Annotated in this window: 24 protein-coding genes; 11 read left to right on the top strand and 13 right to left on the bottom strand. The window is 66.9% G+C overall.

Going from position 1 to position 23,386, the window contains the following annotated elements; all coding sequences use genetic code 11:
- Positions 1-68 precede the first annotated feature (68 nt).
- Positions 69-1,565, top strand: a complete 1,497-nt coding sequence (locus tag U8D42_RS04565; RefSeq protein ID WP_085239160.1) for an acyl-CoA carboxylase subunit beta — start codon at positions 69-71, stop codon at positions 1,563-1,565.
- A 6-nt stretch (positions 1,566-1,571) separates the two neighbouring features.
- On the opposite strand, the gene U8D42_RS04560 is transcribed toward U8D42_RS04565, so the two are convergent.
- From U8D42_RS04560 to U8D42_RS04545, 4 genes are read right to left on the bottom strand one after another with little or no spacing between them, the layout of a single operon-like run.
- Positions 1,572-2,615 (bottom strand): TIGR03857 family LLM class F420-dependent oxidoreductase, encoded by a 1,044-nt coding sequence (locus U8D42_RS04560; protein WP_322859075.1) that lies wholly within the window; start codon positions 2,613-2,615, stop codon positions 1,572-1,574.
- The gene (locus tag U8D42_RS04555; RefSeq protein ID WP_322859076.1) at positions 2,612-2,992 is read right to left on the bottom strand and encodes a nuclear transport factor 2 family protein; all 381 of its coding nucleotides are present in this window, start codon (positions 2,990-2,992) and stop codon (positions 2,612-2,614) included. Before U8D42_RS04555 ends, U8D42_RS04560 begins: the two co-directional genes overlap by 4 nt.
- Positions 2,992-4,110, bottom strand: coding sequence for a PHB depolymerase family esterase (locus U8D42_RS04550; RefSeq protein ID WP_322859077.1), 1,119 nt, complete (start codon positions 4,108-4,110; stop codon positions 2,992-2,994). The genes U8D42_RS04555 and U8D42_RS04550 overlap by 1 nt, the downstream gene beginning before the upstream one ends.
- 51 nt (positions 4,111-4,161) lie before the next feature.
- Entirely contained in the window at positions 4,162-4,326 is a 165-nt protein-coding gene (locus U8D42_RS04545) for a hypothetical protein (protein ID WP_322859503.1), read from the bottom strand.
- A 62-nt stretch (positions 4,327-4,388) separates the two neighbouring features.
- On the opposite strand from U8D42_RS04545, the gene U8D42_RS04540 reads away from it, so the two are divergent.
- From U8D42_RS04540 to U8D42_RS04510, 7 genes are all read left to right on the top strand, one after another.
- Positions 4,389-5,381, top strand: a complete 993-nt coding sequence (locus U8D42_RS04540) for a Rieske 2Fe-2S domain-containing protein (protein ID WP_322859078.1) — start codon at positions 4,389-4,391, stop codon at positions 5,379-5,381.
- Complete coding sequence (locus U8D42_RS04535; RefSeq protein ID WP_322859079.1) at positions 5,378-6,019, top strand: cysteine hydrolase; 642 nt, start codon at positions 5,378-5,380, stop codon at positions 6,017-6,019. Before U8D42_RS04540 ends, U8D42_RS04535 begins: the two co-directional genes overlap by 4 nt.
- On the top strand, positions 6,016-6,636 hold the full coding sequence (locus U8D42_RS04530; RefSeq protein WP_322859080.1) for a PaaI family thioesterase: 621 nt from the start codon (positions 6,016-6,018) through the stop codon (positions 6,634-6,636). Before U8D42_RS04535 ends, U8D42_RS04530 begins: the two co-directional genes overlap by 4 nt.
- Positions 6,637-6,644: 8 nt before the next feature.
- Entirely contained in the window at positions 6,645-8,297 is a 1,653-nt protein-coding gene (locus U8D42_RS04525; protein WP_322859081.1) for an acyl-CoA synthetase, read from the top strand.
- Positions 8,298-8,394: 97 nt separating this feature from the next.
- Entirely contained in the window at positions 8,395-9,603 is a 1,209-nt protein-coding gene (locus tag U8D42_RS04520; protein WP_322859082.1) for a cytochrome P450, read from the top strand.
- A 21-nt stretch (positions 9,604-9,624) separates the two neighbouring features.
- The gene (locus U8D42_RS04515) at positions 9,625-10,836 is read left to right on the top strand and encodes a CaiB/BaiF CoA transferase family protein (RefSeq protein WP_085239243.1); all 1,212 of its coding nucleotides are present in this window, start codon (positions 9,625-9,627) and stop codon (positions 10,834-10,836) included.
- Complete coding sequence (locus U8D42_RS04510) at positions 10,833-11,978, top strand: thiolase family protein (RefSeq protein WP_322859083.1); 1,146 nt, start codon at positions 10,833-10,835, stop codon at positions 11,976-11,978. The genes U8D42_RS04515 and U8D42_RS04510 overlap by 4 nt, the downstream gene beginning before the upstream one ends.
- Positions 11,979-12,185: 207 nt before the next feature.
- Here the strand turns inward: U8D42_RS04510 and trxA are convergent, their stop codons facing one another.
- Positions 12,186-12,560, bottom strand: coding sequence for a thioredoxin (gene trxA / locus U8D42_RS04505; RefSeq protein WP_085239167.1), 375 nt, complete (start codon positions 12,558-12,560; stop codon positions 12,186-12,188).
- Positions 12,561-12,615: 55 nt separating this feature from the next.
- Positions 12,616-12,996 (bottom strand): carboxymuconolactone decarboxylase family protein, encoded by a 381-nt coding sequence (locus U8D42_RS04500; RefSeq protein WP_085239168.1) that lies wholly within the window; start codon positions 12,994-12,996, stop codon positions 12,616-12,618.
- A gap of 204 nt (positions 12,997-13,200) precedes the next feature.
- Here U8D42_RS04500 and U8D42_RS04495 point away from each other — a divergent pair, with 204 nt between their 5' ends.
- Both U8D42_RS04495 and U8D42_RS04490 read left to right on the top strand, forming a co-directional pair.
- Positions 13,201-14,658 (top strand): NAD(P)/FAD-dependent oxidoreductase, encoded by a 1,458-nt coding sequence (locus U8D42_RS04495; RefSeq protein WP_322859084.1) that lies wholly within the window; start codon positions 13,201-13,203, stop codon positions 14,656-14,658.
- 11 nt (positions 14,659-14,669) lie between these two features.
- On the top strand, positions 14,670-14,843 hold the full coding sequence (locus U8D42_RS04490; protein ID WP_158089947.1) for a hypothetical protein: 174 nt from the start codon (positions 14,670-14,672) through the stop codon (positions 14,841-14,843).
- Positions 14,844-14,885: 42 nt separating this feature from the next.
- On the opposite strand, the gene U8D42_RS04485 is transcribed toward U8D42_RS04490, so the two are convergent.
- The 6 genes from U8D42_RS04485 to U8D42_RS04460 are packed head-to-tail and all read right to left on the bottom strand — an operon-like array spanning position 14,886 to position 21,746.
- Positions 14,886-16,085, bottom strand: a complete 1,200-nt coding sequence (locus U8D42_RS04485; RefSeq protein ID WP_322859085.1) for an acyl-CoA dehydrogenase family protein — start codon at positions 16,083-16,085, stop codon at positions 14,886-14,888.
- 14 nt (positions 16,086-16,099) lie between these two features.
- Positions 16,100-17,158 (bottom strand): acyl-CoA dehydrogenase family protein, encoded by a 1,059-nt coding sequence (locus U8D42_RS04480; protein ID WP_322859086.1) that lies wholly within the window; start codon positions 17,156-17,158, stop codon positions 16,100-16,102.
- Between the two features lie 22 nt (positions 17,159-17,180).
- Positions 17,181-18,011, bottom strand: coding sequence for an amidohydrolase family protein (locus tag U8D42_RS04475; RefSeq protein ID WP_322859087.1), 831 nt, complete (start codon positions 18,009-18,011; stop codon positions 17,181-17,183).
- Positions 17,992-19,659 (bottom strand): acyl-CoA synthetase, encoded by a 1,668-nt coding sequence (locus U8D42_RS04470; protein ID WP_322859088.1) that lies wholly within the window; start codon positions 19,657-19,659, stop codon positions 17,992-17,994. Before U8D42_RS04470 ends, U8D42_RS04475 begins: the two co-directional genes overlap by 20 nt.
- Before the next feature lie 11 nt (positions 19,660-19,670).
- Positions 19,671-20,873: an amidohydrolase family protein gene (locus U8D42_RS04465; RefSeq protein WP_322859089.1), complete on the bottom strand. Its 1,203-nt coding sequence runs from the start codon at positions 20,871-20,873 to the stop codon at positions 19,671-19,673.
- A 30-nt stretch (positions 20,874-20,903) separates the two neighbouring features.
- Positions 20,904-21,746 carry an enoyl-CoA hydratase gene (locus tag U8D42_RS04460; RefSeq protein ID WP_322859090.1) on the bottom strand — a complete coding sequence of 281 codons (843 nt, stop codon included), beginning with the start codon at positions 21,744-21,746 and terminating at the stop codon, positions 20,904-20,906.
- A gap of 286 nt (positions 21,747-22,032) precedes the next feature.
- Between U8D42_RS04460 and mbp1 the strand changes: the two genes are divergently transcribed.
- Complete coding sequence (mbp1, locus tag U8D42_RS04455) at positions 22,033-22,269, top strand: microaggregate-binding protein 1 (RefSeq protein WP_322859091.1); 237 nt, start codon at positions 22,033-22,035, stop codon at positions 22,267-22,269.
- 86 nt (positions 22,270-22,355) lie between these two features.
- On the opposite strand, the gene U8D42_RS04450 is transcribed toward mbp1, so the two are convergent.
- Positions 22,356-23,363, bottom strand: a complete 1,008-nt coding sequence (locus U8D42_RS04450; protein WP_322859092.1) for a dihydrodipicolinate synthase family protein — start codon at positions 23,361-23,363, stop codon at positions 22,356-22,358.
- Between the last annotated feature and the right edge of the window lie 23 nt (positions 23,364-23,386).

Here is a 23,386-nt window from a genome sequence, read left to right as displayed (position 1 = left end):
GCCGGGCGCGGCGGGTCGCCACCATCGAACCAGTCGCGCGACGAAACCCCATGAGGTAGGACATAGGCATGCCGAACACCCAGGACTGGGGAGAAACGCTCGACGATCTCGGGCGGCGCCGTCAGCACGCGCGGGAGATGGGTGGGTCGGAGCGGCTCGACAAGCACCGCGGCAAGGGCAAGCTCGACGCCCGCGCGCGCATCGACCGCCTGCTCGACCCGGGGTCGTTCCGCGAGATCGGCACCCTGGTCGGGGGCCAGGTCGCCGCCGACGGGATCGTGGTCGGCTCCGGGTTGATCAACGGCTCGCCGGTGATGCTCGGCGCCGAGGACTTCACCACCATGGCCGGCAGCATCGGACCCGGCGGCAACTCGAAGCGCTACCGCATCGCAGAACTCGCACTGCGCGACAAGATTCCGTTGGTGATGCTGCTCGAGGGCGCCGGGTTTCGGCCAACCGGCGGTCACTACGGGCGCACCCCCACCGACCTGCTCGCCCAGGCGCAGTGCTCGGGGCGCGTTCCGACCGTGGCCGCCGTGCTCGGCCCCTCGGCCGGGCATGGCGCGCTCGTCGCGCCGGTGTGCGACTTTCGCATCATGAGCAGGCAGGGCGCCATCTTCACCGCCGGCCCGCCGGTCGTCAAAGAGTCCACGGGCGAAGATATTTCGAAAGAGGACCTCGGGGGCCCCGATGTCGCGCTGCCCAGCGGGGTGATTCACAACGTCGCCGAGGACGACGAAGACGTGCTCGACGACATCCGCCGCTACCTGTCCTACTTCCCGCCCAGCGCCTGGTCGTACCCGTCGCCGCTGCCCGCCGACCGGGCCGGCGAGCCGCGGCACACACCGGAACTGCTCGACATCGTGTCCCGGGACAACCGCCGCGTGTACGACATGCGCGCCGTGCTCGACGTGATCTTCGACCGCCCGGACTGGTTCGAGGTGCAGCCGCAATTCGGCAAGGCGATCATCTGCGCGCTGGCCCATCTCGGGGGGCATCCGGTCGCGGTGGTGGCCAACCAGCCCAAGGTGATTGCCGGCTCGATCGACGCGGACGCGGCGGACAAGGCGGCGCACTTCATCATGGTGGCCGACTCGTTTCACTTGCCGATCGTCTTCCTCGCCGACAACCCCGGGATGCTGCCCGGCAGCCGCTCGGAGCGCAGCGGGGTGCTGCGCGCCGGCGGGCGGATGTTCGCCGCCCAGACCGCGGCCACCACCTTGAAGCTGCACGTCACGCTGCGCAAAGCGTACGGTTTCGGCTCAATGGTCATGTCGCTGTTGGGCTTCGACCACCAGGTTGCGACGTTCGCGTACCCGGGGGCGACGATGGGCGCGATGAGCGCGGCGGCGCTGAGTCGCGCGTCCCACGCGGGCGAGGACCTGACGGCGAAGCTGCGCGACGCCGAACTGCAAGCGTCCTACCGCTCGGCCGAACACATGGGTTTCGACGAGCTCATCGATCCCCGAGAGACGCGCGACGCGCTACTCGCCGCCTTGCGACGCGGCCTGTCCAGCAGGCAGGCTGCCGCCGAACCGGTCAGCCGGACCGTGATCATGCCCTGACGGGCGCTACTGCCCTGCCCGATACGCCGCGATTACGGGCTCCAGTTCGTCCGGTGTCGCCCCGTGCATGATCACCGCGTCGGCCCCGTAGTCGAACTCCTTGCGGACCCGGTCCGCGCATTGCCGGGCCGATCCGGTGGCCGATGGCTCCAGCCACTCGTCCGGGATCAACGTCGCAATGTGCTCGATCTGGCCGGCCGTGGCCTTGTGGTCGATGCCACCCGCGATCGACGTCACCACCGAGTCCTCCCGAAAGCGTTGCAGCACGGCCGGATCCCAGTTGTTGGTCCGCACCATCAGGTCGCCATAGCCCTGCAGGTAGGTGGCCAGGCGTGCGACCGTCTTCTTCAGCCGGAGCTCCTCGGGAAGGTGGTCACCCACCGTCGCGAAGCAGGACCACACCCGCACGCCGTCGGGGTCGCGGCCGGCCTTTTCGGCCGCGGACTTGACGGTTTTGACGCAGCGCTGCAGCGTCTCCGGAGTGAAGTAGGTGTGCAGGATGACGTCGTCGAACACGCGCCCGCCCAACTCGAGTGTCTTGGGCCCGAACGCCACCAGCGCCAACCGGATGTCCTCGTCGAAGTCCGGGTCGAGGAACAAGACGGGGTATTTGCCCATCGGGCCGTCGTGGTTGACGATCAGTTCCCCGTGCCACAGGCGGCGCATGACCCGGGCCCAGTCCTCCATCTGCGCGGTGGTGACCGCCGGTATGCCGAACGCCCCGTAGATCGCCGCGATGCCGCGGCCGATGCCCAGCGTGAAGCGCCCACCGGAGAGCCGGTGCATGGTGGTCGCCCACGATCCGGTGATCAGCGGGTGGCGGGTGTTGTGATTGGTTGCGGCGGTGGCGATCTGCATCCTGGTGGTCACGGCGCAGGCGGCCCCGGTGAGAGACGACGCCTCCTTGACGTTCCAGCGCTCGGAGATGAACGCGGTGCCCATGCCCAGCTCCTCGCCGCGGCGCGCCTCGTCGATCAGTGTTGCCGGGCCCTCGCCGCCGGCACCGGCCAGCAGGTAGTAGCCCAATTCATCAAGCGTGCGATCGGTCAACTCCACACTCCTTGCCGGTAGCCACAGTTCCAGACCTCGGTGATCTTTCCGTCGACGACCCGGAACACCTCGATGCTGCCGACGTTGGCTTCGGCGCCGTCCTTGGTGGTCATCGACGAGTCGTAGACGATCGCGACGTGCTGGCCGTCGTCGCCTGCGGCGACGATCTTCAGATCGAAGCGCAACGTGTCGAACATCGCCCAGACGTCCTTGACGCGATTGACGGCCTGTTCGCGGGTGAGCGTGTGCGACTCCCCCACCTCGTGCCGGATCACGGTGTCGGCGAACAACTCGCCCGCCAGGGTCAGGTTCTGCTCGTTCCAGACGACGAGGTTGTAGAGCTCGACCACCTCACGGGCGGTGCGCGTCGCCGCCATCAGCCCGCCACGCCGCGCAGGAATCGGTCGGTCACCTTCTGGACCCGCCGGGAGAAGACGTGTCCGACGTGGCTGCCGTCGTACCAGTACAGCTGGCCTCCCCAGCGCTCCTGCAACGCTTCCGCGGGCTCGCGCATCGCCATCCGGTCGTGCCACGCGCCGACGATCAGCCGGCGGTCCGGCGGCGGCGCCGGATCCACCCGCAGGGGATCGATCACCGAGGTCAGCTGCGCCACCTCCGGGGACGCCAACAAGTCCCGGAATTCGGCGCGGGACGATCCCCGACGCCCCAGGTGCCGCGCGATCATCGCGTTGAGCCCCAGGATCGGCGTATACAGCGCGACGGCATCGATCTGCCTCTCCAGGTGGGAAACCAGCGCCGCGACCGGGCTTCCCATCGAAATCCCGGCTACCGCAACCGCAGTGGCCTGCGGCTTCGCCCATCGCACCACCGCGCGGATCTCGGACACCGCCCGCATCATTCCGGCGACGTTGCCCAGCGGGTCCATGTCGGGGTAGGCGGGCCATTCGCGGCGCCGGCAGCCGTGACCGGGCTGCACCGGCATCGCGACGTTGAATCCCAGCTGGTGATGTATCCGGCCGATCCGGCTCAGCAACAGGTCCTCGGTACCGCCCTGACCGGCGCCATGCACCCAGATCAGCCACGGCCTCGGGCCGTCGCGGTGCCGGCACAGGTGCACCACGGCCCTCGCCGGGCCACCCAGGCCCTCGGCTTCCAGCGTCTTCGGCAACGCCGGATCGTGCTCGAACGCCATCCGCTCGTATGCGAGATTGCCGATCCGACGCCGCCGCAACGAGGTTGCGCGCAGCGGCGGCGGGTCCCGGTGCGCGCGGTCGAGACCCAAAGCGGACAACTCCTCTGCCGCCGCCGTGCAGCCATCCAGGGAACGCGTCGCCGCCGGGCTCCCCCCGAGCAGCGAAAAGCCGCTCAGCACAAGTTCGTCCAGCATGACCTCACCGAACTGTCGCAGGCCGCGCGGTGACACCGGAGCCCACCCCGTCGATTCGTTCAGGCCGGACACCGTGCGGGGCAGCAACATGCCGAGCTCGCGGGTCGCCTCCCGGGCCAACCCCAGACCGCGCGTCACGTTCGACATGCCGTCCACCTGGGCCGGCTTGAAACAGGTGCAGCCGGCGGCCGCGACTCCCTAGCAGCGACGCCGGTATTCGGGCATTCCGCAGGCGTAGCCCATGTACATCCGCTCATGGCCGGGTGCATTGCCGCCGTTGTACCACGGGTTGCACGACGGATGGAACAGCACCGTCGGCGCCACGAGCGCGGTGGCTGTGTCATTTCGCTCCTTGCCGTGCACGGGCCGGACTGCTGAAATCTATACTGTAACCGGCTTAGTATCAGGCAATCGGAGGCGCCGGCGTGAAAGTGCCGTTCACCTGGAAGGTCACCGGGTGGTTCATGGTGGGGTGGTCGCCGGAGTTCCCGGTGGGCGAGGCGCGGCCGCTGCACTACTTCGGCGAGGACCTGGTGGCCTACCGCGACGAGTCCGGCGAATTGCACGTCCTCGAGGCGCACTGCAAGCACCTGGGCGCACACATCGGCCACGGCGGCAAGGTGCTCGGCGACTGTGTCGAGTGCCCGTTCCACGGCTGGCGCTGGGGACCGGATGGCACGAACCGCTACATCCCCTACCAACCGGACCGCCCCAACCGCGCGCTGCGGCTGCGGGTGTACCCGGTGCGCGAGCAGTACGACTGCGTGTTCATCTGGCACCAGCCAGACGGCGAGGACCCGCACTGGGAGATGCCGGACATCTTCGGGAAGTTCCCCCAATTCGAGACCGACCCGGCGGCCTATTACCGCGCGTATCCGGAGTTCTCCCGGCGCGCGGAGCGCGAGCCGGTTCATCCGCAGATCGTGGCGGAGAACGCACCCGACAGCGCCCATTTCGAGTACGTGCACCACGCCACGGTGACGCCACGGGTGCTGGACTGGAAGATCGTCGACCACGAGTGGCAGTTCGTCGCGGGATGGCCGGACGCGCGCAGCGACAACCCCGAGGATCTCGCGTTGCGGTTCCACAGCCACCTGTTCGGCCTCGGCGGGGCCATCAGCGTCTTCGAGGGGGCGCAGAACCACCGGCTGATCTTCACCTGCACGCCGGTCGACGACGAGTGTTCGGACCTGTTCTACTCGATCTGGTGGCCGCGGGTCCCCGGAGACACCTCCGAGGTACCGCACGGCAAGCTGCGCGACGTCATCGAAAAACAGTTCCTGTCCACGGTCTTCGACGATCTGCGAATCTGGCGCTACCAGAAGTACGTGGAGCATCCGGCGCTCTCCAAGGTCGACGCGAAAGGCTATATGGCACTGCGAAAATGGGCGACCCAGTTCTACGACGTGCCGGCATGACGCCACTCAACGACCTCGCGTCGCCCGAGCACACCGCGATCGTCACGCAGGAATGCCAGGGGGCCGTCATCGGCCCGGACGCCGGGCTGGCGATGCTGGCAACGGAAGCCCGTCGGGTCGCGCTACCCAACATCTTGCGGCTGCTGCCGGCCGCCCGGGCGGCCGGGGTACGCGTCGTGCACTGCGTGGTGCAGCGACGGCCGGACGGGCTCGGTTCCAACCACAACGCCAAGATCTTCAGTCGGGGCCGGGGGCCCGGAAAGGCCGGACTCGACATTGCCCCGGGGAGCGCCGGGGCGGCCGTCCTTCCCGAATTAGGGCCGGAACCAAGCGATCTGGTACTCAGCCGCTGGCACGGCGTCGGGCCGATGGGGGGCACCGACCTGGACGCCATACTGCGGAACCTTGGCGTCTCCACCATCGTCGTCGTGGGGGTATCGCTGAACATCGCCATTCCCAACGCCGTCATGGACGCCGTCAACGCCGCCTACCGCGTCGTCGTTCCCCGGGATGCCGTCGCCGGCATCCCCACCGAGTATGGAGAAGCCATCATCACCAACACCCTGTCGCTGCTCGCGACCATCACCACCACGGACGAACTGCTTCAAGCGTGGCAGCCGAGCGAAGCAGCGCGATGACGGAAACAGCGCCGGAGGTTCGGGGCGGATTTCCCGACGTCCAGCCCGTCGAGGACGCTCCCGAGGAACTGGGGCCGTTCGTCGCCGCTCTGCGCCGCCTGCAGGACCTGACCGTGTCCACCAAGCCTGACCCCGCGCTCTGGGCCGCCGCGACCGCGCACCTGGAGAACGCCTGCGCGCTGTTGAACGACCACCAGGTCCCGGAGACCGAGTCGGTAGCCGGCCGGGTGCTGAGCCTGCCCGGGTTGGCCCATCCCCTGATGCCGCCCTGGATGGTGACCGAGTCAGGTCCCGACGGCGTGACGATGGCCGGCCATTTCACCACCGCGCACATCGGCGGAAACCGGGCCGTGCACGGTGGAATGATCCCGCTGTTCTACGACTGGCTGCTCGGCATGGTGGTGTCCACCGCGGGCATCCGGCCCACCCGCACGGCCTACCTGCACGTCGATTACCGCAAGATCACCCCGATCGACGAGCCGTTGACCGCCCAGGGACGAATCTCCGGCATCGACGGCAGGAAAGTTTTCATTGACGCTACTATGACAGCTACCGATGGAACCTTGCTCAGCGAAGCCAACGGCTTGATGGTTCGCCTGCTACCCCACCAGCCGTGAAAGGCATGATGTCAGACACCCCAACGACATTCACGGTACCGGCCGTCGCGAGGGCCGTGGCCGCGGCAATCCCCGATCGAGAGCTCATCGTCCAAGGGGACCGGCGCTATACCTATGAGAAGGTGATCGAACGCTCCACCCGTCTGGCCGCATACCTGCACTCGCGCGGGTTGGGTTGCCACACCGAACGCTCCACGCTCGACGGTCACGAGGTCGGCCAGGACCTTCTCGGCATCTACGCCTACAACGGCAACGAGTTCGTCGAGGGGCTGCTCGGCGCGTTCGGGGCCCGCGTCGCGCCGTTCAACGTCAATTTCCGCTACGTCAAGAGCGAGCTGCAGTATCTGCTGGCGGATTCGGGGGCGACCGCGCTGATCTACCACGCCGCGTTCGCGCCGCGGGTGGCCGAAATCCTGCCGGATCTGCCCCAGCTGCGCGTGCTGATTCAGATCGCCGACGACTCCGGCAACGAGTTGATCTACGGCGCAGTGGATTACGAGAGCGCCCTGGCCTCCTGCGCGCCGACGCCACCCCCGGTTCAACACTCACCCGACGACCTCTACGTCCTGTACACGGGCGGCACGACGGGGATGCCGAAAGGCGTCCTGTGGCGCCAACACGACATCTTCATGACGTCCTTCGGCGGGCGCAACCTGATGACCGGCGAGCCCTTTGGATCCGTCGAGGCGATCACGGCCGGGGTGGCCGCCGGCCCCGGCACCAAGTTGATGGTCCTGCCGCCGCTGATGCACGGCGCGGCCCAGTGGAGCGTGATGACCGCGATCACGACCGGGCAATCCGTCGTCTTCCCTTCGATCGTGGACCGGATGGACGCCGACGACGTCGTCCGCACCATCGAACGCGAACGGGTGACGGTCGTGACGGTGGTCGGTGACGCGATGGCCCGCCCGTTGGTCGCCGCCATCGAGAAGGGAACCGCGGACGTGTCGTCGCTGGCGGTCGTCGCCAACGGGGGCGCGTTGCTCACCCCCTACGTCAAGCAGCGATTGATCGAAGCGCTCCCCAACGCCGTCGTCGTCGACGGCGTCGGCTCCTCGGAAACGGGCGCACAGATGCACCACATGTCGACGTCCGGCGCGGTGTCGACCGGCACCTTCAATGCGGGGCCGGACACGTTCGTGGCGGCCGAGGACCTGTCCGCCATCCTGGAACCCGGTCACGACGGCATGGGCTGGCTCGCGCAGCGCGGTTACGTTCCGCTGGGCTACAAGGGCGACGCGGCCAAGACGGCCAAGACGTTTCCCGTCATCGACGGTGTGCGATACGCGATTCCCGGTGACCGGGCCCGCCACCACGCCGATGGCAGCGTCGAATTGCTGGGGCGCGATTCGGTGACGGTCAACTCGGGCGGCGAGAAGATCTTCGTCGAGGAGGTCGAAACCGCCATCGCGTCGCACCCGGCGGTCGCCGACGTGGTGGTCGCCGGACGGCCTAGCGAACGCTGGGGCCAGGAGGTGGTGGCCGTCGTCGCGCTGGCCAACGGCGCCCACCCCGACGCCGAGGAACTGGTCACGCACGCCTCGCAATCGCTGGCCCGCTACAAGCTCCCCAAGGCGATCGTGTTCCGCGCGGCAATCGAGCGCAGCCCGTCCGGCAAGGCCGACTACCGGTGGGCGCGCGAACAGGCGGCCAACGGCTGACACCGGGCCGGGCGCCCATATTGTCTACTGTAGGTATTACAGTATGATCTTACGCACGGCGCCTTGCCGTTCCCGCTGACGATGCTGGAGATCTAGGGTGACGACCAACCTGCCCGCGGCAGCCGGTGCCGATGGCCAGACCGTCAGCCTGCGTGACCCCTATCCGTTCTTCGCCCGGAAACGCCGCGCGTCCGGGGTGTTCCGCGGGACGGTCATGAACTATTCCAAAACGCCCGAGTCGCTGATCCCCAAGCGCGAATTCTCCGCGGTGTCCTTCGATGCGGTGAACAAGGTATTCCGGGACGGCCGGGTGTTCAGCTCCGCGCCGTACGACAAGACCATCGGCCTGTTCATGGGGCCCACCATCCTGGCGATGGAGGGAAAGAAGCACCGCGACCACCGCAACCTGGTGTCCGCGGCGTTCAAGTCCAAGGCGTTGGCCCGTTGGGAGAACACCATTGTGCGGCCTATCTGCAACGCCCTGATCGACGAGTTCGCGGGCGCCGGCGAAGCCGACCTGGTCCGGCAATTCACGTTCGAATTCCCCACCCGTGTCATCGCCCGCCTGCTGGGGCTGCCCGCCGCCGACCTCTCGACGTTCCGGAAGCGCGCGGTGCAGCTGATCAGCTACCACGTCGACTACGAGCACGCCTTCGAGGCGTCGGCCGCGCTCAAGGACTACTTCCTCGAGCAGATCGCACTGCGCCGATCCCGTCCCACCGAAGACATCATCGGCGACCTGGTCACGGCGGAGATCGACGGCGAAAAGCTAAGCGAGGAAGCGATTTACTCCTTCCTGCGGCTGCTCCTGCCGGCCGGCTTGGAGACCACGTACCGGTCATCGGGCAACCTGCTGTACCTGCTGCTCACCCACCCGGACCAGTTCGCCGCGGTCCAGGCCGACCGCGGGCTGTTGCCGCAGGCGATCGAGGAGGGGTTGCGCTTCGAGACGCCCCTGACCACGGTCCAGCGCTTCACCACCGAGGACACCGAGCTGGAAGGTGTCGAGATCCCGGCGCGTTCGGTGGTCGGTGTGTGCATCGGGTCGGCGAACCGCGACGAGCGGCGCTGGGAACGTTCCGAAGAATTCGACATCTTCCGCACGCCGCTGCCGCACATCTCCTTCGCCGCCGGCGAGCACACATGTCTCGGGCTGCACCTGGCGCGGCTGGAGACCCGCGTCGCGGTCGAATGCCTCCTGGACCGGGTGGCCAATGTCCGGTTGCTCACCGACGACGACCCGCACATCCACGGCCAGCCCTTCCGCTCACCGACGGCGCTTCCCGTGACGTTCGACGCGAAGTAGGGTCCGAAAATGACCAAAGTTATGTCGGGCTTCCGGGTCCTGGAACTTGCGCAATTCACCTTCGTCCCGGCGGCGGGTGCCATCCTGGCCGATTGGGGCGCCGACGTCATCAAGGTCGAACACCCGTTGCGCGGCGACACCCAGCGCGGCTTCGTCAACATGGGCGGCATCCAGGTCGACCCCGAGCGGCACCCGCTGATGGAGCATCCCAACCGGGGCAAGCGCAGCGTCGGCGTCGACGTCTCCACGCCGGGCGGCCAGGAAGTGATCTACGAACTGGCCAAGACCGCCGACGTCTTCCTCACCAATTACATGCCGGCACAACGGCAGAAGCACAAGTTCGACGTGGAACACATTCGCGCGGTGAACCCGAACATCGTCTACGCACGCGGCTCGGCATACGGCGACAAGGGCGCCGAGCGCGACACGGGCGGCTATGACGGGACGGCGTTCTGGACGCGCAGCGGCATCGGGTACGCGCTGACGCCCGAGGAGCTGGGCGGCGCACTGGGACAAGGCATCCCCGCGTTCGGTGACTCTATCGGCGGCATGTTCATCGCGGGTGGGATCTCGGCCGCGTTGCTGCATCGCGAACGCACCGGCGAAGCCCTCGAGCTCGATGTGTCGTTGTTGAGCACGGCCTGGTGGGCGGCCGGGGCGAGCGTGACGCAGGGCATGGAGACCGGCGAAGTCATGCGCACGCCCATGCCGGGTTCGGCAGCGTCGGTGAATCCGTTCATGGGCAATTACGAAACCTCCGACGGCGGCACCATCAACCTATGCATCATCAGCCCGACCGGCTTGATCCGCGACACGTTCGAGCACCTCGGCATCCCCGAGGCGGCCGACGATCCGCGCTTCTCCGACGTGCTCCCGTTGATCCAGAATGCCGACGCGGCCGCCCAATTGATCGCAAAGGCCTTCGCGGCCAAGCCCTTCGACTATTGGCGGCAACACCTGAAGACGATGAGGGGTCAGTGGGCGCCGTTCCAAAGCCTGCTCGACCTGATCGACGACGAACAGGCCCTCGCCAACGACATGATCAGCGAGGTCGAACTCGCCGGCGGCGGGAAGCCTTTCCGGGTCGTGCGCGGCCCGGTGCAGTTCAACCACGAGCCCCTGGTGACCACGCGAGCGCCCCAGGCCTCCGAACACACGGAAATCGTGCTGATGGAACTGGGCATGGATTGGGACCGCATCGAGGAACTGAAGGACTCGGGAGCCATTGCGTGAATGACGTGGCGATCATCGGCGTCGGCCTGCACCCGTTCGGTCGTTTCGAGGGCAAGTCCGCCATGGCGATGGCCGCGGACGCCATCCAACTCGCGATCGCCGACGCGGGCATCGAATGGCGAGACATCCAGGCCGCCACCGGCGGCAGCTGGACGGTGGCCAATCCCGACGCCATCGTCGCAATGGTCGGGCTGTCCGGCATCCCGTTCACCAACGTGTTCAACGCCTGCGCGACCGCGGCCAGTGCCGCCAAGGCCTGCGCCGACGGTATCCGGTTGGGCGACTACGACTTCGGGATCGCCATCGGGCTGGACAAGCACCCGCGCGGCGCATTCACCGAGGACCCGGCGCTGGTGGGGATGCCGCGCTGGTATGCCGAGAACGGGCAGTACCTGACGACCAAGTTCTTCGGGATGAAGGCCAACCGGTACCTACACGATCACGGCATCTCCCACCGAACGCTGGCCAAGGTGGCCGCCAAGAACTTTCGCAATGGCGCGATGAATCCCAATGCCTTCCGCCGCAAGCCGATGTCCGAAGACGACATCCTAAATTCAGCGATGCTGAATTACCCGCTCACGCAGTACATGTTCTGCGCGCCCGACGAGGGGGCCGCCGCGGTGGTGATGTGCCGGGCGGACATCGCACACCGCTACACCCGCACGCCGATCTTCTTGCGGGCGGTCGAAGTGCGCACCCGCCGGTATGGCGCCTACGAGGTCAACACGACGTTCGCGCCGGTCGACGAAGACCTCTCCCCGACCGTGTACGCCTCCCGCGCCGCGTTCGAGAAGGCAGGTGTGACGCCGCAGGACGTCGACGTCATCCAGCTGCAGGACACCGACGCCGGCGCGGAGATCATCCACATGGCCGAGTGCGGGTTCTGCACCGACGGCGAGCAGGAAAAGCTGCTCGCCGACGGTGCCACCGAAATAAGCGGTTCCATGCCGATCAACACCGACGGCGGGCTCATCGCGAACGGCGAGCCGATCGGGGCGTCGGGTCTGCGGCAGATCCACGAACTGGTGCGCCAACTTCGCGGTGAGGCCGGCGATCGCCAGGTGGCCGGTGAGCCGCGCGTCGGGTTCGCCCAACTCTACGGGGCGCCGGGCACGGCCGCGGCGACCATCCTGACGACCTGAGCGCAGCCGATCAGCACCGGTGGGGCGGCCCGCGGCCCTACCTGCCGGCGCTCTGGCCGCAGGTGCATCGTTGATCGCTGGGCACGCGTTTCATCACGCTGTCGGCGTGTGCGCCACACCCCGCCCAGGTGACCTTTCCGCAGCGCCGGCAGCGCACGGCGTAACACATGGTTGCTCCCTACTGTCCAGGGCGAAACGATTGCGCCACTATGCCTTCACAGCGGCTTTGCGCTCGGCGATCTTGGCACGCACCTGCTCCATGTCAAGACCCTTGACCTGGTCGATCAAGTCGTCCAGCACGGCCGGTGACATCGCTCCCGGCTGGCTGTAAACGAGGATGCCGTCGCGGAACGCCATGATCGTCGGCACCGAGCGGATGCCTACGGCCGCGGCGAGTTCGCGCTCGGCGTCGGTGTCCACCTTGGCGTACACGATATCCGGGTGGCTCTGCGAGGACCGTTCGAAGACCGGCGCGAAAGCCCGGCACGGCCCACACCAAGTGGCCCAGAAGTCAACGAGCACAATGGGGCTCGTGAGTACCGTCGACTCGAAATCTTCGGCGGTCAGCGTCTTGACGGTCATGGTTGCTCCTATCGGGAATTGAGGGTGAGGATTGGATCGACACGGCGGTGGCCGCTCATTGAGCAGGCCCCGCGGCGTCCTCCGCGATCTTGTCGGCGAATTCGCAAAATGCGCTGTATGCGCGCGCACCGTAGATCGTCGCCGGGCCACCATGCATGAGGATGGTGACGCCGATCGCCTCGGCGGCCTCTTCCTTCGATGCGCCGGCACGGGCCGCGCCCTGAGCGTGGGATGCGATGCAGCCATCACACCCGGCGACGACCCCGATCGCCACCGCGATCAGCTCCTTGAACTTTTTGTCCAAGGCGCCCGAGGTCAGTGCGCCGTTGCTCATCTCGGCGAAACCCCGGTACACGTCAGGGATCATCTTGCGCAGGGCACGGTGCTGGGGGTTGAGGTCGTCCAGCACCTGCTGGTAGTGGTTGTGTTCAGTCATGGCATGTACAATACCTATACGGGTAGGGGTATTCCCGCGGTCCGGCTGATTTTTCCTTCGGTGCGCATATACCTCGGCCAATAGAGTCCATCGGCCCTAGAAACGCGTCCCCGCGGCGCGCAATCTGGCCTCGGAGCGCCCGGCGTTCCCACGCGCGGTAATCGCGCCGCGCGTCGATGCCGGCGTATGGAACAGAGGAGCATCATGGCACGAGTCGTCATCCTCGGCGCCGGCATCGCCGGGCATACCGCCGCGCTACACCTTCGCCGATGGCTGGGCCGCAGTCACGAAGTCGTCGTGATTTCCCCCAATGCCGACTGGAACTGGATCCCGTCCAACATCTGGGTCGGGGTGGGCCGCATGGATCCGGCCAAGGTCCTCATCCCGCTCAGACCCATCTATCGCCGCAAGGGCATCGTATTTCATCAAGCGTTTGCCACCGCGATCCATCCGGAAGGCACCAAAGATCAGCCGGCGCCATCGGTGGACTTCACCTACACCGACGAGGAACACGACGGTCAGAGCGGCACCATGACGTACGACTACCTCATCAATGCCACCGGACCGCGCCTGAACTTCGCGGCCACGCCCGGGCTCGGACCCGGCGGCCACTCATACTCGGTGTGCACCGCGGCCCACGCCGTCGAGGCGGCCGAGGCGCTCGACCGGGTCATCGCCAGGCTGAAGGCCGGCGAGAGGCAGCGCCTGGTCATCGGCGTCGGACACGGCACCTGCACCTGCGAGGGCGCGGCCTTCGAGTACGCCTTCAACGTCGAGCACACGTTGCGCGCCGCCGGCGTGCGAGACCTGGCCGAGGTCGTCTACCTCACGAACGAGTACGAACTGGGCGACTTCGGCGTCGGTGGCATGAGCTTCGTCGATCAGGGCTTCGTGCAGTCCAGCCGGTTGTGGACGGAGTCGCTGTTCCGTGAGCGCGGCGTCAAAGCCATCACCCAAGCCGGCGTCCACGAGGTGATGGACGGCAAGCTGCGCTACGAGCAACTCGACGGCAAAGAGCACGAGTTGGACTTCGACTTCGCCATGCTCCTACCGCCGTTCAAGGGAGCCGCGCTGACGGCATACGACAAGGACGGCAACGACATCAGTTCCGTCCTGTTCGCGCCGTCAGGCTTCATGAAGGTGGACGCGGACTACTCGGGCAAACCGTATGACGAATGGTCCGCGGCGGACTGGCCCCACACCTACGAGTCGACGGCCTATCCGAACATCTTCGCCCCGGGCATCGCGTTTGCGCCCCCGCATCCCATCTCCCGGCCGCGCACGAGTCCCAACGGGACCGTCATCACGCCCAGCCCGCCGCGCACCGGCATGCCGTCGGGCATCATGGCCAAGACGGTTGCCGAGACCATCCGCGATCGAATCACCAAGGGAACGACCGCGGCTGCGCACCGCGCCTCGATGTCGACCATGGGCGCCGCGTGCGTCGCCTCGGCGGGCACCGGTCTGCGGGAAGGCTCGGCCGCCGCGATGACGATGTTCCCGGTGGTACCCGATCCGGTGAAGTACCCGCAAACGGGTCGTGACATCGCCGGCACCTCCGGTGAGCTCGGCCTGGCCGGCCACTGGATCAAGCTGCTGCTGCACCATCTCTTCATTTACAAGGCGAAAGCCCGCCCATTCTGGTGGCTGATCCCCGAGTGAAAGGCACTTCGATGGACGACGAAACCTCCTACGCGGACGTGAACGCACTGACGGCCGAGCGCATCGCCGACGCACCGCTGCCGACTCCGGCAAGACTGCGGATGCGGCAGAACCTCTTCGTGCAGTTCGGGCGTTTCATCCGGATCAATCTCAAGATGCTGCGGATCATCTACGGGCACGGCTGACGGCCGGCCGGGTTCGCCAGGCAGCGACCCGGTGGCGTCGGGTCAGGAGACCTTCTTGACCGGCGGCGCGTACGCGGGCTTACCGAGCCCGAGCATGTATTGGGCGATCATGTTGCGGAAGACCTCCAGCGTGCCGCCGTAGATTCCCACCAGTGGGGCGAACCGGTATGCGTATTCGGCGCTACCGTCGTCGGCGGCCGCCTCGGTTCCGTACGGCAGCGCGGACGCGGCGCCTTGAATGTCCATCAGGTCCGGGGAGATGTCGCGCATCGTTTGTGCGATGGCGACCCGGCCGAAGATGCTCGGGGTGGCCAACGCCGTCTCCAGTCGGGCAACGCAGCGGCCCAGCCGATACGCGACCGACGCGTCGTCGATGAGGCGGCGCCCGTCGCCGTCGGCCCGCGCCATGCCTGCCGCCGCCTTGTCCACCGCCTCGGACAGAAAGCCGGCCTGATGCATCATGATCGATGTGTCCTGCAGACCGTCCGGGGCGGCGGCGACGGCGCCGTGCTCGACGTTGAGCGGTTCGCGCAGCACGGTCCAGCCGCCGTTCACCTCCCCCAGCCGATACTTGTCGTCCACACGGACTTCGCTGTAGTAGACGATATTGGTCCGATCGCCATCCACCGTGCGGATGCCCTGGATTTCGATGCCGGGCGAATCCAGCGGTACCAGGAACATGGTGAGGCTTTGGTGTTTCGGCGCATCCGGGGCGGTGTTGGTGATCAGGAAGACGTATTGGCAGTTATGGGCGCCGGTGGTGAACATCTTGGAGCCATTGATGACCCAGCTCGATCCGTCCGCCTCCCGTACCGCGCGGGTCTTGCAGGTGGCGACATCGGAGCCACCTTCGGGTTCGGTGTAGCCGAGGCACAACCGCACCTCGCCGCTGAAGACCTTCGGTAGCACTTCGTCGCGCAGTTGCGGTGACCCGAACTTGTCCACCGAACGGGCCACCATCGCGGTCGTCCCCCAGGTCACCCATGGCACGTGTGCTCGCCGCTTCTCCAGCTCCCAGATGCGGCGCCGCACCCGGGGAAAACCGCCGTCTGATTCCGGCTTCCACTCCGCCGCCAAATAACCTGCGGCGCCGAGCTTCAGGTGCAAGCTCTCGTCGAAATTGTCGCCGGTTTCCCTGTCCCGACGCCTGACCTCTTCGGTCATGTGCGCGGCCAGAAAGCTGCGCGCTTCGTTGCGGAATGCCTCGTCCGCTTCGGACAGCTCGACGCGAGAGAAATCCATGATGTTGCCCCTTCCTACGCCGGCTGCGCCGCGCTCTCGCGGGCGGCCACGATCTCGCCCACCCGCTGGGCCGTGGCCCCCGGATCGCCTCCGGCCAGTGGCCATCCTCGGGCACGCACCAGATACGCCGTCGCCGCGGCCTCGGCCGAGACCCCGAGGCCGCCTTGGATGTGGACCGCCATGGTCGCCGCCCTGGCTGCCTCCTCGGCCATGAAAACGAAGGCGGAGGGCGCCAATTCGGGGCGTTCGCCGGGTTCGTTGTCCAGGAACCAGGCGGCGCGGCGAGCCAGATTGCGTCCGCCCTGGACGGTGATGGCCATATTCGCCAGCGGATGCGAGATGGCCTGCAGCGTGGAGATCGGCACGCCCAGCGTGTATCGCGTCTTGGCGAATTCGGCCGCGATGGTCATGGTCTCCTCCACCAGCCCGACCAGCGCCGCCGCGGTCAGCAGCCGCCATTCGTCCAGTGCCAGCCGGTAACTCGCCAGGGCATCGGGGCCTGAGGCGACGACCTCACGGGTGTCGGCCGCCGCCGGATCGACCCAGGCCATCGGCAGGCGGCCGATGTTGTCGACCTTCGCCGGGCGGGTGGCGAAGGTGAGGCGCACGACTTCGTCGCCCTCGCGGACGACGATGTGGTCGGCGATCGACCCCGAGGGAATCAACCGCGGGCCGCGCCCGGCGTCGATGCGCGGGTCCAGCGCGGCAAGCTGTTCGCCGTCGGCCACCCCGGCTGCGCCCTCACCCAGCGCGCCGAGTCGCCCCAGCAACCGCGCGGTGCAGACATGGTCGATCCACGGAACCGGCGCCAGGGACCGGCCGATCTCCTCGGCCACCAGGGTGAGGTCGACCAGGGTCGCGCCGTCACCGCCGCAGGACTCCGGCAATGCCATCGTGGTCGCGCCCATCGCACACAACCTCTCCCACAGGTTCTTGTCGAAACCCGATGGCTCTGCGGCGCGGACAGTTTCGATGGAGCAGTGCGCCTTGAAGAACTGCCCGTAGGCATTCTGCAGGGCCACATGGTCGTCGGACAGGCTGTAGTCCAGTCGGCGTAGTTCGAAGCGGTCCATCGTCAAGTGCTCCCGTTCTCGGTCAGGCGCGGTCGCCGAAGAAAAAGTCCTGCGCGTTGTTGTAAAGGTAGTTATCCAGCACGTCGGCCGGCAGATCAAGGGCACGGGCCTCGGGGAGGACCCGCCGCATGGGCAGCACCGGCCAGTCGGACGCGTAGATCACCTTGTCGCGACCGCGCGTGCGCATGTAATGCAGCAGGCTCTCCGGAAGCCGCTTGGGCGACCACGCCGAAGTCATGAGGCGCAGATTCGCGTACTTCAGCAGCAAGCGGATCGCGACGTCCCACCACGGGTCGGCGCCGTGGATCATGCACAGCCGCAGTTCGGGGAATCGGACGCACACCCGATCCAGATGCATGGGGTGCTGGACCTCGCCGGGTATGGGCGGTCCCGGGATCCCGGTGTTGATACAGAGCGGAAGGTCCAGTTCCGCGCATTTGGCGTAGAGCGGGTAGTACACGGCGTCGCTGGGCGGGTATTGGCCGTCGCCCCAAAAGCTCGGCCCCACTACGGCATACGCGACGGGCAGGTCACCTACGATCGCCGCGAGCAGGCGCAGCGACGGCACCGGGCGCAGCAGGTTGACCCCTCCCATGGCCAACGCGAACCGATCCGGTTTGGCTTCGGCGAATTTGCGCGCGGTCGTGGACGGGTTGGCGAGCGAGTCCATCAGGATCGCCTTCTGCACGCCCTGTTCGTCCATCTCGGCGAGCAATTCGGAGAGGTCGACCGGGGCGAACATCGACTCGGGGCCCTTGAAGTAGTCGTCCCTGACTTTGAGCATCCACGTCGGCTGAGATTCGGCCTCCCCGAAGTGGACGTTCACCAGGCAGTCAATCGCTTTGGTGTTCATGACTTCCTTCGGGTTCGGACCCTACCGGCACGGTCACCGGAACGTGTTGAGTGGCTTGCTCTTTGGCCCAACGGTAGTTGGGCTTGCCGTTGCCGAGGCGTTCGATCTGCTCGACGAAGATGACGGCCTTGGGCGCCTTGAAATGGGCCAGTTGTGCCGTACACGCGCGGTAGAGGGTGTCCTGGGTGAGCCGCGCGTCGGGTTGCGTCGCGACCAGCGCGACTACCTCTTGGCCCCATCGCTCGCTTGGCCGCCCCACGACCAGGGCGTCGACGACACCCGGCTGCGCGCGCAGCACTTCTTCGACCTCTTCGACGAAAACCTTTTCGCCGCCGGTGTTGACGACCAGCGAATCACGGCCCAGCAGGCGGATGGTGCCGTCCTTCTCGAGCGATGCCCGGTCGCCGGGTATCACCACCCGCCGGCCCTCGATCTCGGGGAAGGTCCGTTGCGTGGCCTCGGCGTCACCGAAGTAGCCGAGCGGAATGCGGCCGGTCCTGGCGGCCCAGCCGACTTCTCGCTCACCGGGCTGCAGGAACCGGCTGCGGTCGGCCGACACCACGGTGGCCCCGGCCCTGGGTTGAAAGGTCTCGCTGGCGGTTCCCTCGCGGCTGTGCCCGAACGCCATGTTGCCGCTTTCCGACGACCCGTAGCCCTCGATGATGGTGATGTGCGGCAGACATTCCATCAGCGCGCGTTTGTGTTTCGCGTTCGTCGCGGCGCCTCCGGTGCCGATCGCGTGCAGCGAGGACAAGTCGTAGGAACCCGCGCGCAGCTCGGCGATCAGCGGGCCGGCGTACGCGTCGCCCACCATGGTCATCATGCCCACCTGCTCGCGCTCCGCGGTTTCCCACACCGAACGCACGTCCAGCCTGTTGCGGTCGTCGTAGAGCACCACGGGCAGGCCGGCGCACAGCGCGGAGAAGGCGGTCCACATGCCGGCGGCATGCATGAGCGGCGAGACGGCGAACCACGGCTGCCCGCCCGCGGCGACCTTATCGTGGATCTCGGTGACGCTGGCATGATCGGCGCCCACCATCGACGACACGTACATGTCGCTCTGTCGCCACAGCACCCCCTTCGGGCGCCCCGTCGTCCCGCCGGTGCACATCATGATGAGGTCGTCGGGAGACCCGGTGTCCTCGCGGTGGGGGCTGACGGACGCCAGGGCGTCGTCGAGCGAGATCGCTTTCGGCAGTTGGGGAACCGCGCTGCCGTCGTCGATGGAGATCAGCAACTCCGTCCCGATCGGCGGCAAGACGTCGGCGAACCGCGCGCCGAGCGAGCGGTGGTAGATGATGCCCCGGGGGCGGACGTAGTCGAGCAGGTCGCGGATCTCCCTGGCCGAGTAGTGGTGGTTCACGTTCACCGGGACGGTGCGCGCCTTCAGGCACCCGATGACCATGTCGGGGTACAGGTCGTTGTACATGAGCAGCGCGATACGATCCTGGCCGCACTCCCAGCGCCGCAAGTCCTCGCGGGCCGCGTAGACGCCGAAACCCTTCTCCTCGAGGTAGTTCGCCAATCGGTTGGTGCGGACCGCGGAATCGGAGAACGTGCTCTTGCGGTCGCCGCACACGGTCATCAGCCTGTCGGGCACGGCGTCGGCGATGGCGTCCAGAACCGCGCCCACAGTCCATTCACTCATGGCGCGGGCTGCTAAGCGGCCGACGGGATCGGGACGCCAAGCAGGTCGAGCGCATTGTCGCGCATCACTTTTCGGACGTCGGCTTCGTTGAAGCCATTGAGTTCCGCGACGAACGAGACCGGTGTCTCGAGGCCTTCGCCGTGCGGCCAGTCCGACCCGAACAGGATCTTGTCGATGCCGATGACGTTGGCCAGTTCGGGCAGATCGTCCTCGTAGTAGGGAGCGATCCACACGTTGTTGCGTAATTGCTCCACCGGGTCCTCGGGGAAATGCCGCGGGTAGTTGTTGGCGACCTTCTTCAGCCGCTTGATCAGCCGATGCACGAAGTAGGACCCGTTTTCGATGCTGACCGCCCTGAGCTTGGGGTGGCGGGTGAACACGCCGTGCACGATCATCGAGGCCATCGTGTCGTGGATGGCACGGTCGTCGAGGAGAACCTGATCCAATGGATCCTTTTCCCCGAATCCTTCGAAGGTCGCCTTGCCGCCCCACTGCGCCGCGATGTGCAGATACCCGCTGTCGCTGAGGTGAAAGCCCACCGGCACACCCGCCTCGGCAAGCCGGGCCCACACCGGGTCGTGACTCGGATCGCCCAGCGATCTCGGCTTCACCACGCCGGGCACCGGCGCGGGCCGCACCAGCACCAGCTTGGCGCCTCGCGCCAGCACGAACTCAACCTCCTCGACCGCCTTGGCCGGGTCGGCCAGCGAGATGATGGGCGCGGCGATGATTCGGTGATCGGGCCGGTCGAAGCCCCAATCGTCGTCGAGCCACAAGTTGAACGCGTGCACCGAAGCCATCGTGGCCTCGATGTCGTGCTTGAGCGCCTCCTCGACGCCGCACGCGAAAGTCGGCAGCATGAACACCGTTTCGATGTCCTGGGTGTCCATCACCGCAACGCGCGCGTCGCGGTTCTGGTACTCGGGGTGGCCGGCCAGCCGCTCGACCTTCATCAGCGAGGCGGGGTCGACCCCTTCGGGGATCTCGCCGCGGAACAACAGGTCCAGGCAGCCCGGCACGATGATCGGGTCAAAGGTCGGGTTGGGGATGAAATGGTTGACCCGATCTCCGATCACGGCCCAGGTGCGCTTGCCGTCGTTGAGCATCTGCACGCCCCGCCGCTTGAACTTCTTGTCCAGGTGGCGGGTGAAGGCGTCCAGCGGTTCGTAGTAGTGGTTGTCGACGTCGATCGCCTGGTAACCCAAGCTGGCCATGATCATCCTTTCCGGTGCTACCGGCGAGCACTAAGCGTCGGTCGGGTTGAGCGAGGGGAACTGCGGGGGGCGCTTCTCCAGGAAGCTGGTGATGCCTTCGATGACGTCCGGCCGTGGCATCGCCTCGTGCAGCAGGACCTCGGCGCGCGACGTGGCGTCCATGACGTCTCGAGTGGCGTCGCCGTATACCTGCCTCTTGATCACTTCCATCGACGCCGGTGAGCAGTTGCGGGCGATGTCCTCCGCGTACTCCAGCGCTCGCGTCATCAGATCCTCGGGCGCGACCACTTCCTTGACGAGGCCGAGCTCGGCCGCCTCCTCGGCGAGGAAGGTCCGGCCACTCAACAGCAGATCCAGGGCCACGCCCCAGGTTGTCAGTCTCGGCAGGATCCAGGAGATGCCGAACTCGGCGATCAGTCCGCGGCGGGCGAAGACCGCGGCGAACTTGGCGCCGGCGGCCGCGAACCGTACGTCGCACATCAGCGCCTGGGTCAGGCCGATGCCGACGCAGGCGCCGTTGATGGCGACGACAACGGGCTTGCGCAGGGTGGTCACGAAATGCGGCGGGCGTTCCCCCACCAACTCGGCGAGGTTGGTCTGACTCGCCTTCTCCATCGTGTCGCCGTAGCTCGGTGCGGAATTCGGCGTGCCCAGATACGCACCGGCGCAGAATCCTTTGCCCCGGCCGGTCAGCACGACCACGCGGATGGCCGGATCCTGTTCGGCGCGGTCGATCGCGGCGTAAAAGCCGGCGGCCAGGTCCGGCCCCCAGGCGTTGAGGCGGTCCGGACGGTTGAAGGTCAGGATCGCGACGCCGCTGCCGGTCGCCTCGTAGAGCACCGCGTCCCCGGAAGCGTCGTCCCTGCCGGACATCTCCCCCGCTACCTCCTCACGCGCAATTCCGGGTGTTTTGTACGCATACTGTATACCTATCGGTACCGTTTTCCACAACCGGCTCCACGCGCCCACGCACCCCGGCCGAACAGCGGATTTCGGCTCGCTGAACCGCACGCATGACCGCCATCGGGGCGCCACTCGTCGCCCCGCGCGCAGCCCCGGTGTCCCACGTGTGGCGAGCACCACGGGCCGATCGCGTTTCCTCGTGCCGGCGAACAGGGAAAGCCAACACACATACCCACTACCAGGGAGGGAAATCGCAATGGTTGACATCAAGAGCGGCCCGGTCGAGTTGATCCAGGGCGTCGTCGAAGCCGTCTTCGGCAAGGCCAAGGAAATCGTGGGCACGATCATCGGCCGCAACGATCTGGTCAACGAGGGCCAGGCGCAGCAAGACAAGGCCGACGCTCAACGCAGCGCGGCGAAGAAGGAAGCCGCGGCCGAGAAGGCCCGCGGCAAGGCCAAGGCCGCTGAAGCGCGCGAGCGGGCCGAACAGTAAATCGCTGAGTTGAGGCCCGGTCACCGCGGTGGCCGGGCCTCCGATTTCCATGTGTGCAGTTGTGACGCAGCCGTTTTGGCCGCCCACTAGGCCTCGATGAGCCCCAGTCGGCGATAGGCGCTCTCGATCTGCGCCTTGGCCTCTGGCGGCAACTCCGCCTGGGGTGGCCGGGAATGCGGATAGGCACCTATCGGCAACCCGAGGAGCGAGGCGGCGTACTTGAACGCGCCACCCCAGTGAGTGAAATAATCCGGCCGGCCCGGGTAGCACGTCCACCAGGATCCGACGTCGAGGTCGAACTGGTCGAGGCCCGACTCGCGGCCGAAGTCCATCGCCTCGAGCAGCTTGTCGTTTTGCACCAAATCCCAGTACTGCGAGAACAATCGCCGCTGCGGCGTCTCGAAAAGATAGCCCGCCGTGCCCAGTTGCGCCGGACAGACGATCCCGTCGCGCAGCCAACCGGCGCGATACACCGTCTTGTCACATTCCCAGAGCACCAGGCCGGGGGCCAGCTGATGGAGCATCCGGCTGTTCGCCGGCCGAAAAGCGCCCTCCTTGGTGGCACACACCGCGGGCACCTCGTCGTAGATCCGCGCGCTTTCGGCCGCGGTCAGCACGTAGCCGGACGACGGTGAGTTGAACATGCCCAGCGCGATGTCGGTACGCGAGGCAATGTAGTTGAAGAATCGCAGCACCCCCTCGCCGCCGTGCACCTCCATCATCGGCGTTTGGATATAGACGATGTCGGCGCCGGCTTGCTGGGCGTGCAATGTCAACTCCAGACAGTCCTTCGCGGTGATGGCCGCCGTGCAGGCTTGCACGACGACCTCGGGATTGGCGGCACGCCCTTCCTCAATGGCGACCTCCAGCAAGCGTTTTCGCTCGTCGATGGTCAACGCCCAGAACTCCGAGAGTCCGCTGGTGCACCACAACATCGGATGCCCGAGGTCGCCTACGCAGTAACGAACCAGCGTCCGGTATGCCTCCCAGTCGATGTCGTCGCCATCGGGCCCGCAGAACGGGGTATAGAGCGAGTCACCGATTCCCCGCAATGCGCCACGCGCCCACGCGCGGGCCTCGCTTGCCGTCGCCACAGTCGACTCCTTCCTTTCCGGCC

This window comes from Mycobacterium europaeum, from assembly GCF_034555895.2.
GTDB classification, from domain to species: domain Bacteria; phylum Actinomycetota; class Actinomycetes; order Mycobacteriales; family Mycobacteriaceae; genus Mycobacterium; species Mycobacterium europaeum.
This window is presented reverse-complemented; position numbering and strand designations above follow the sequence as displayed.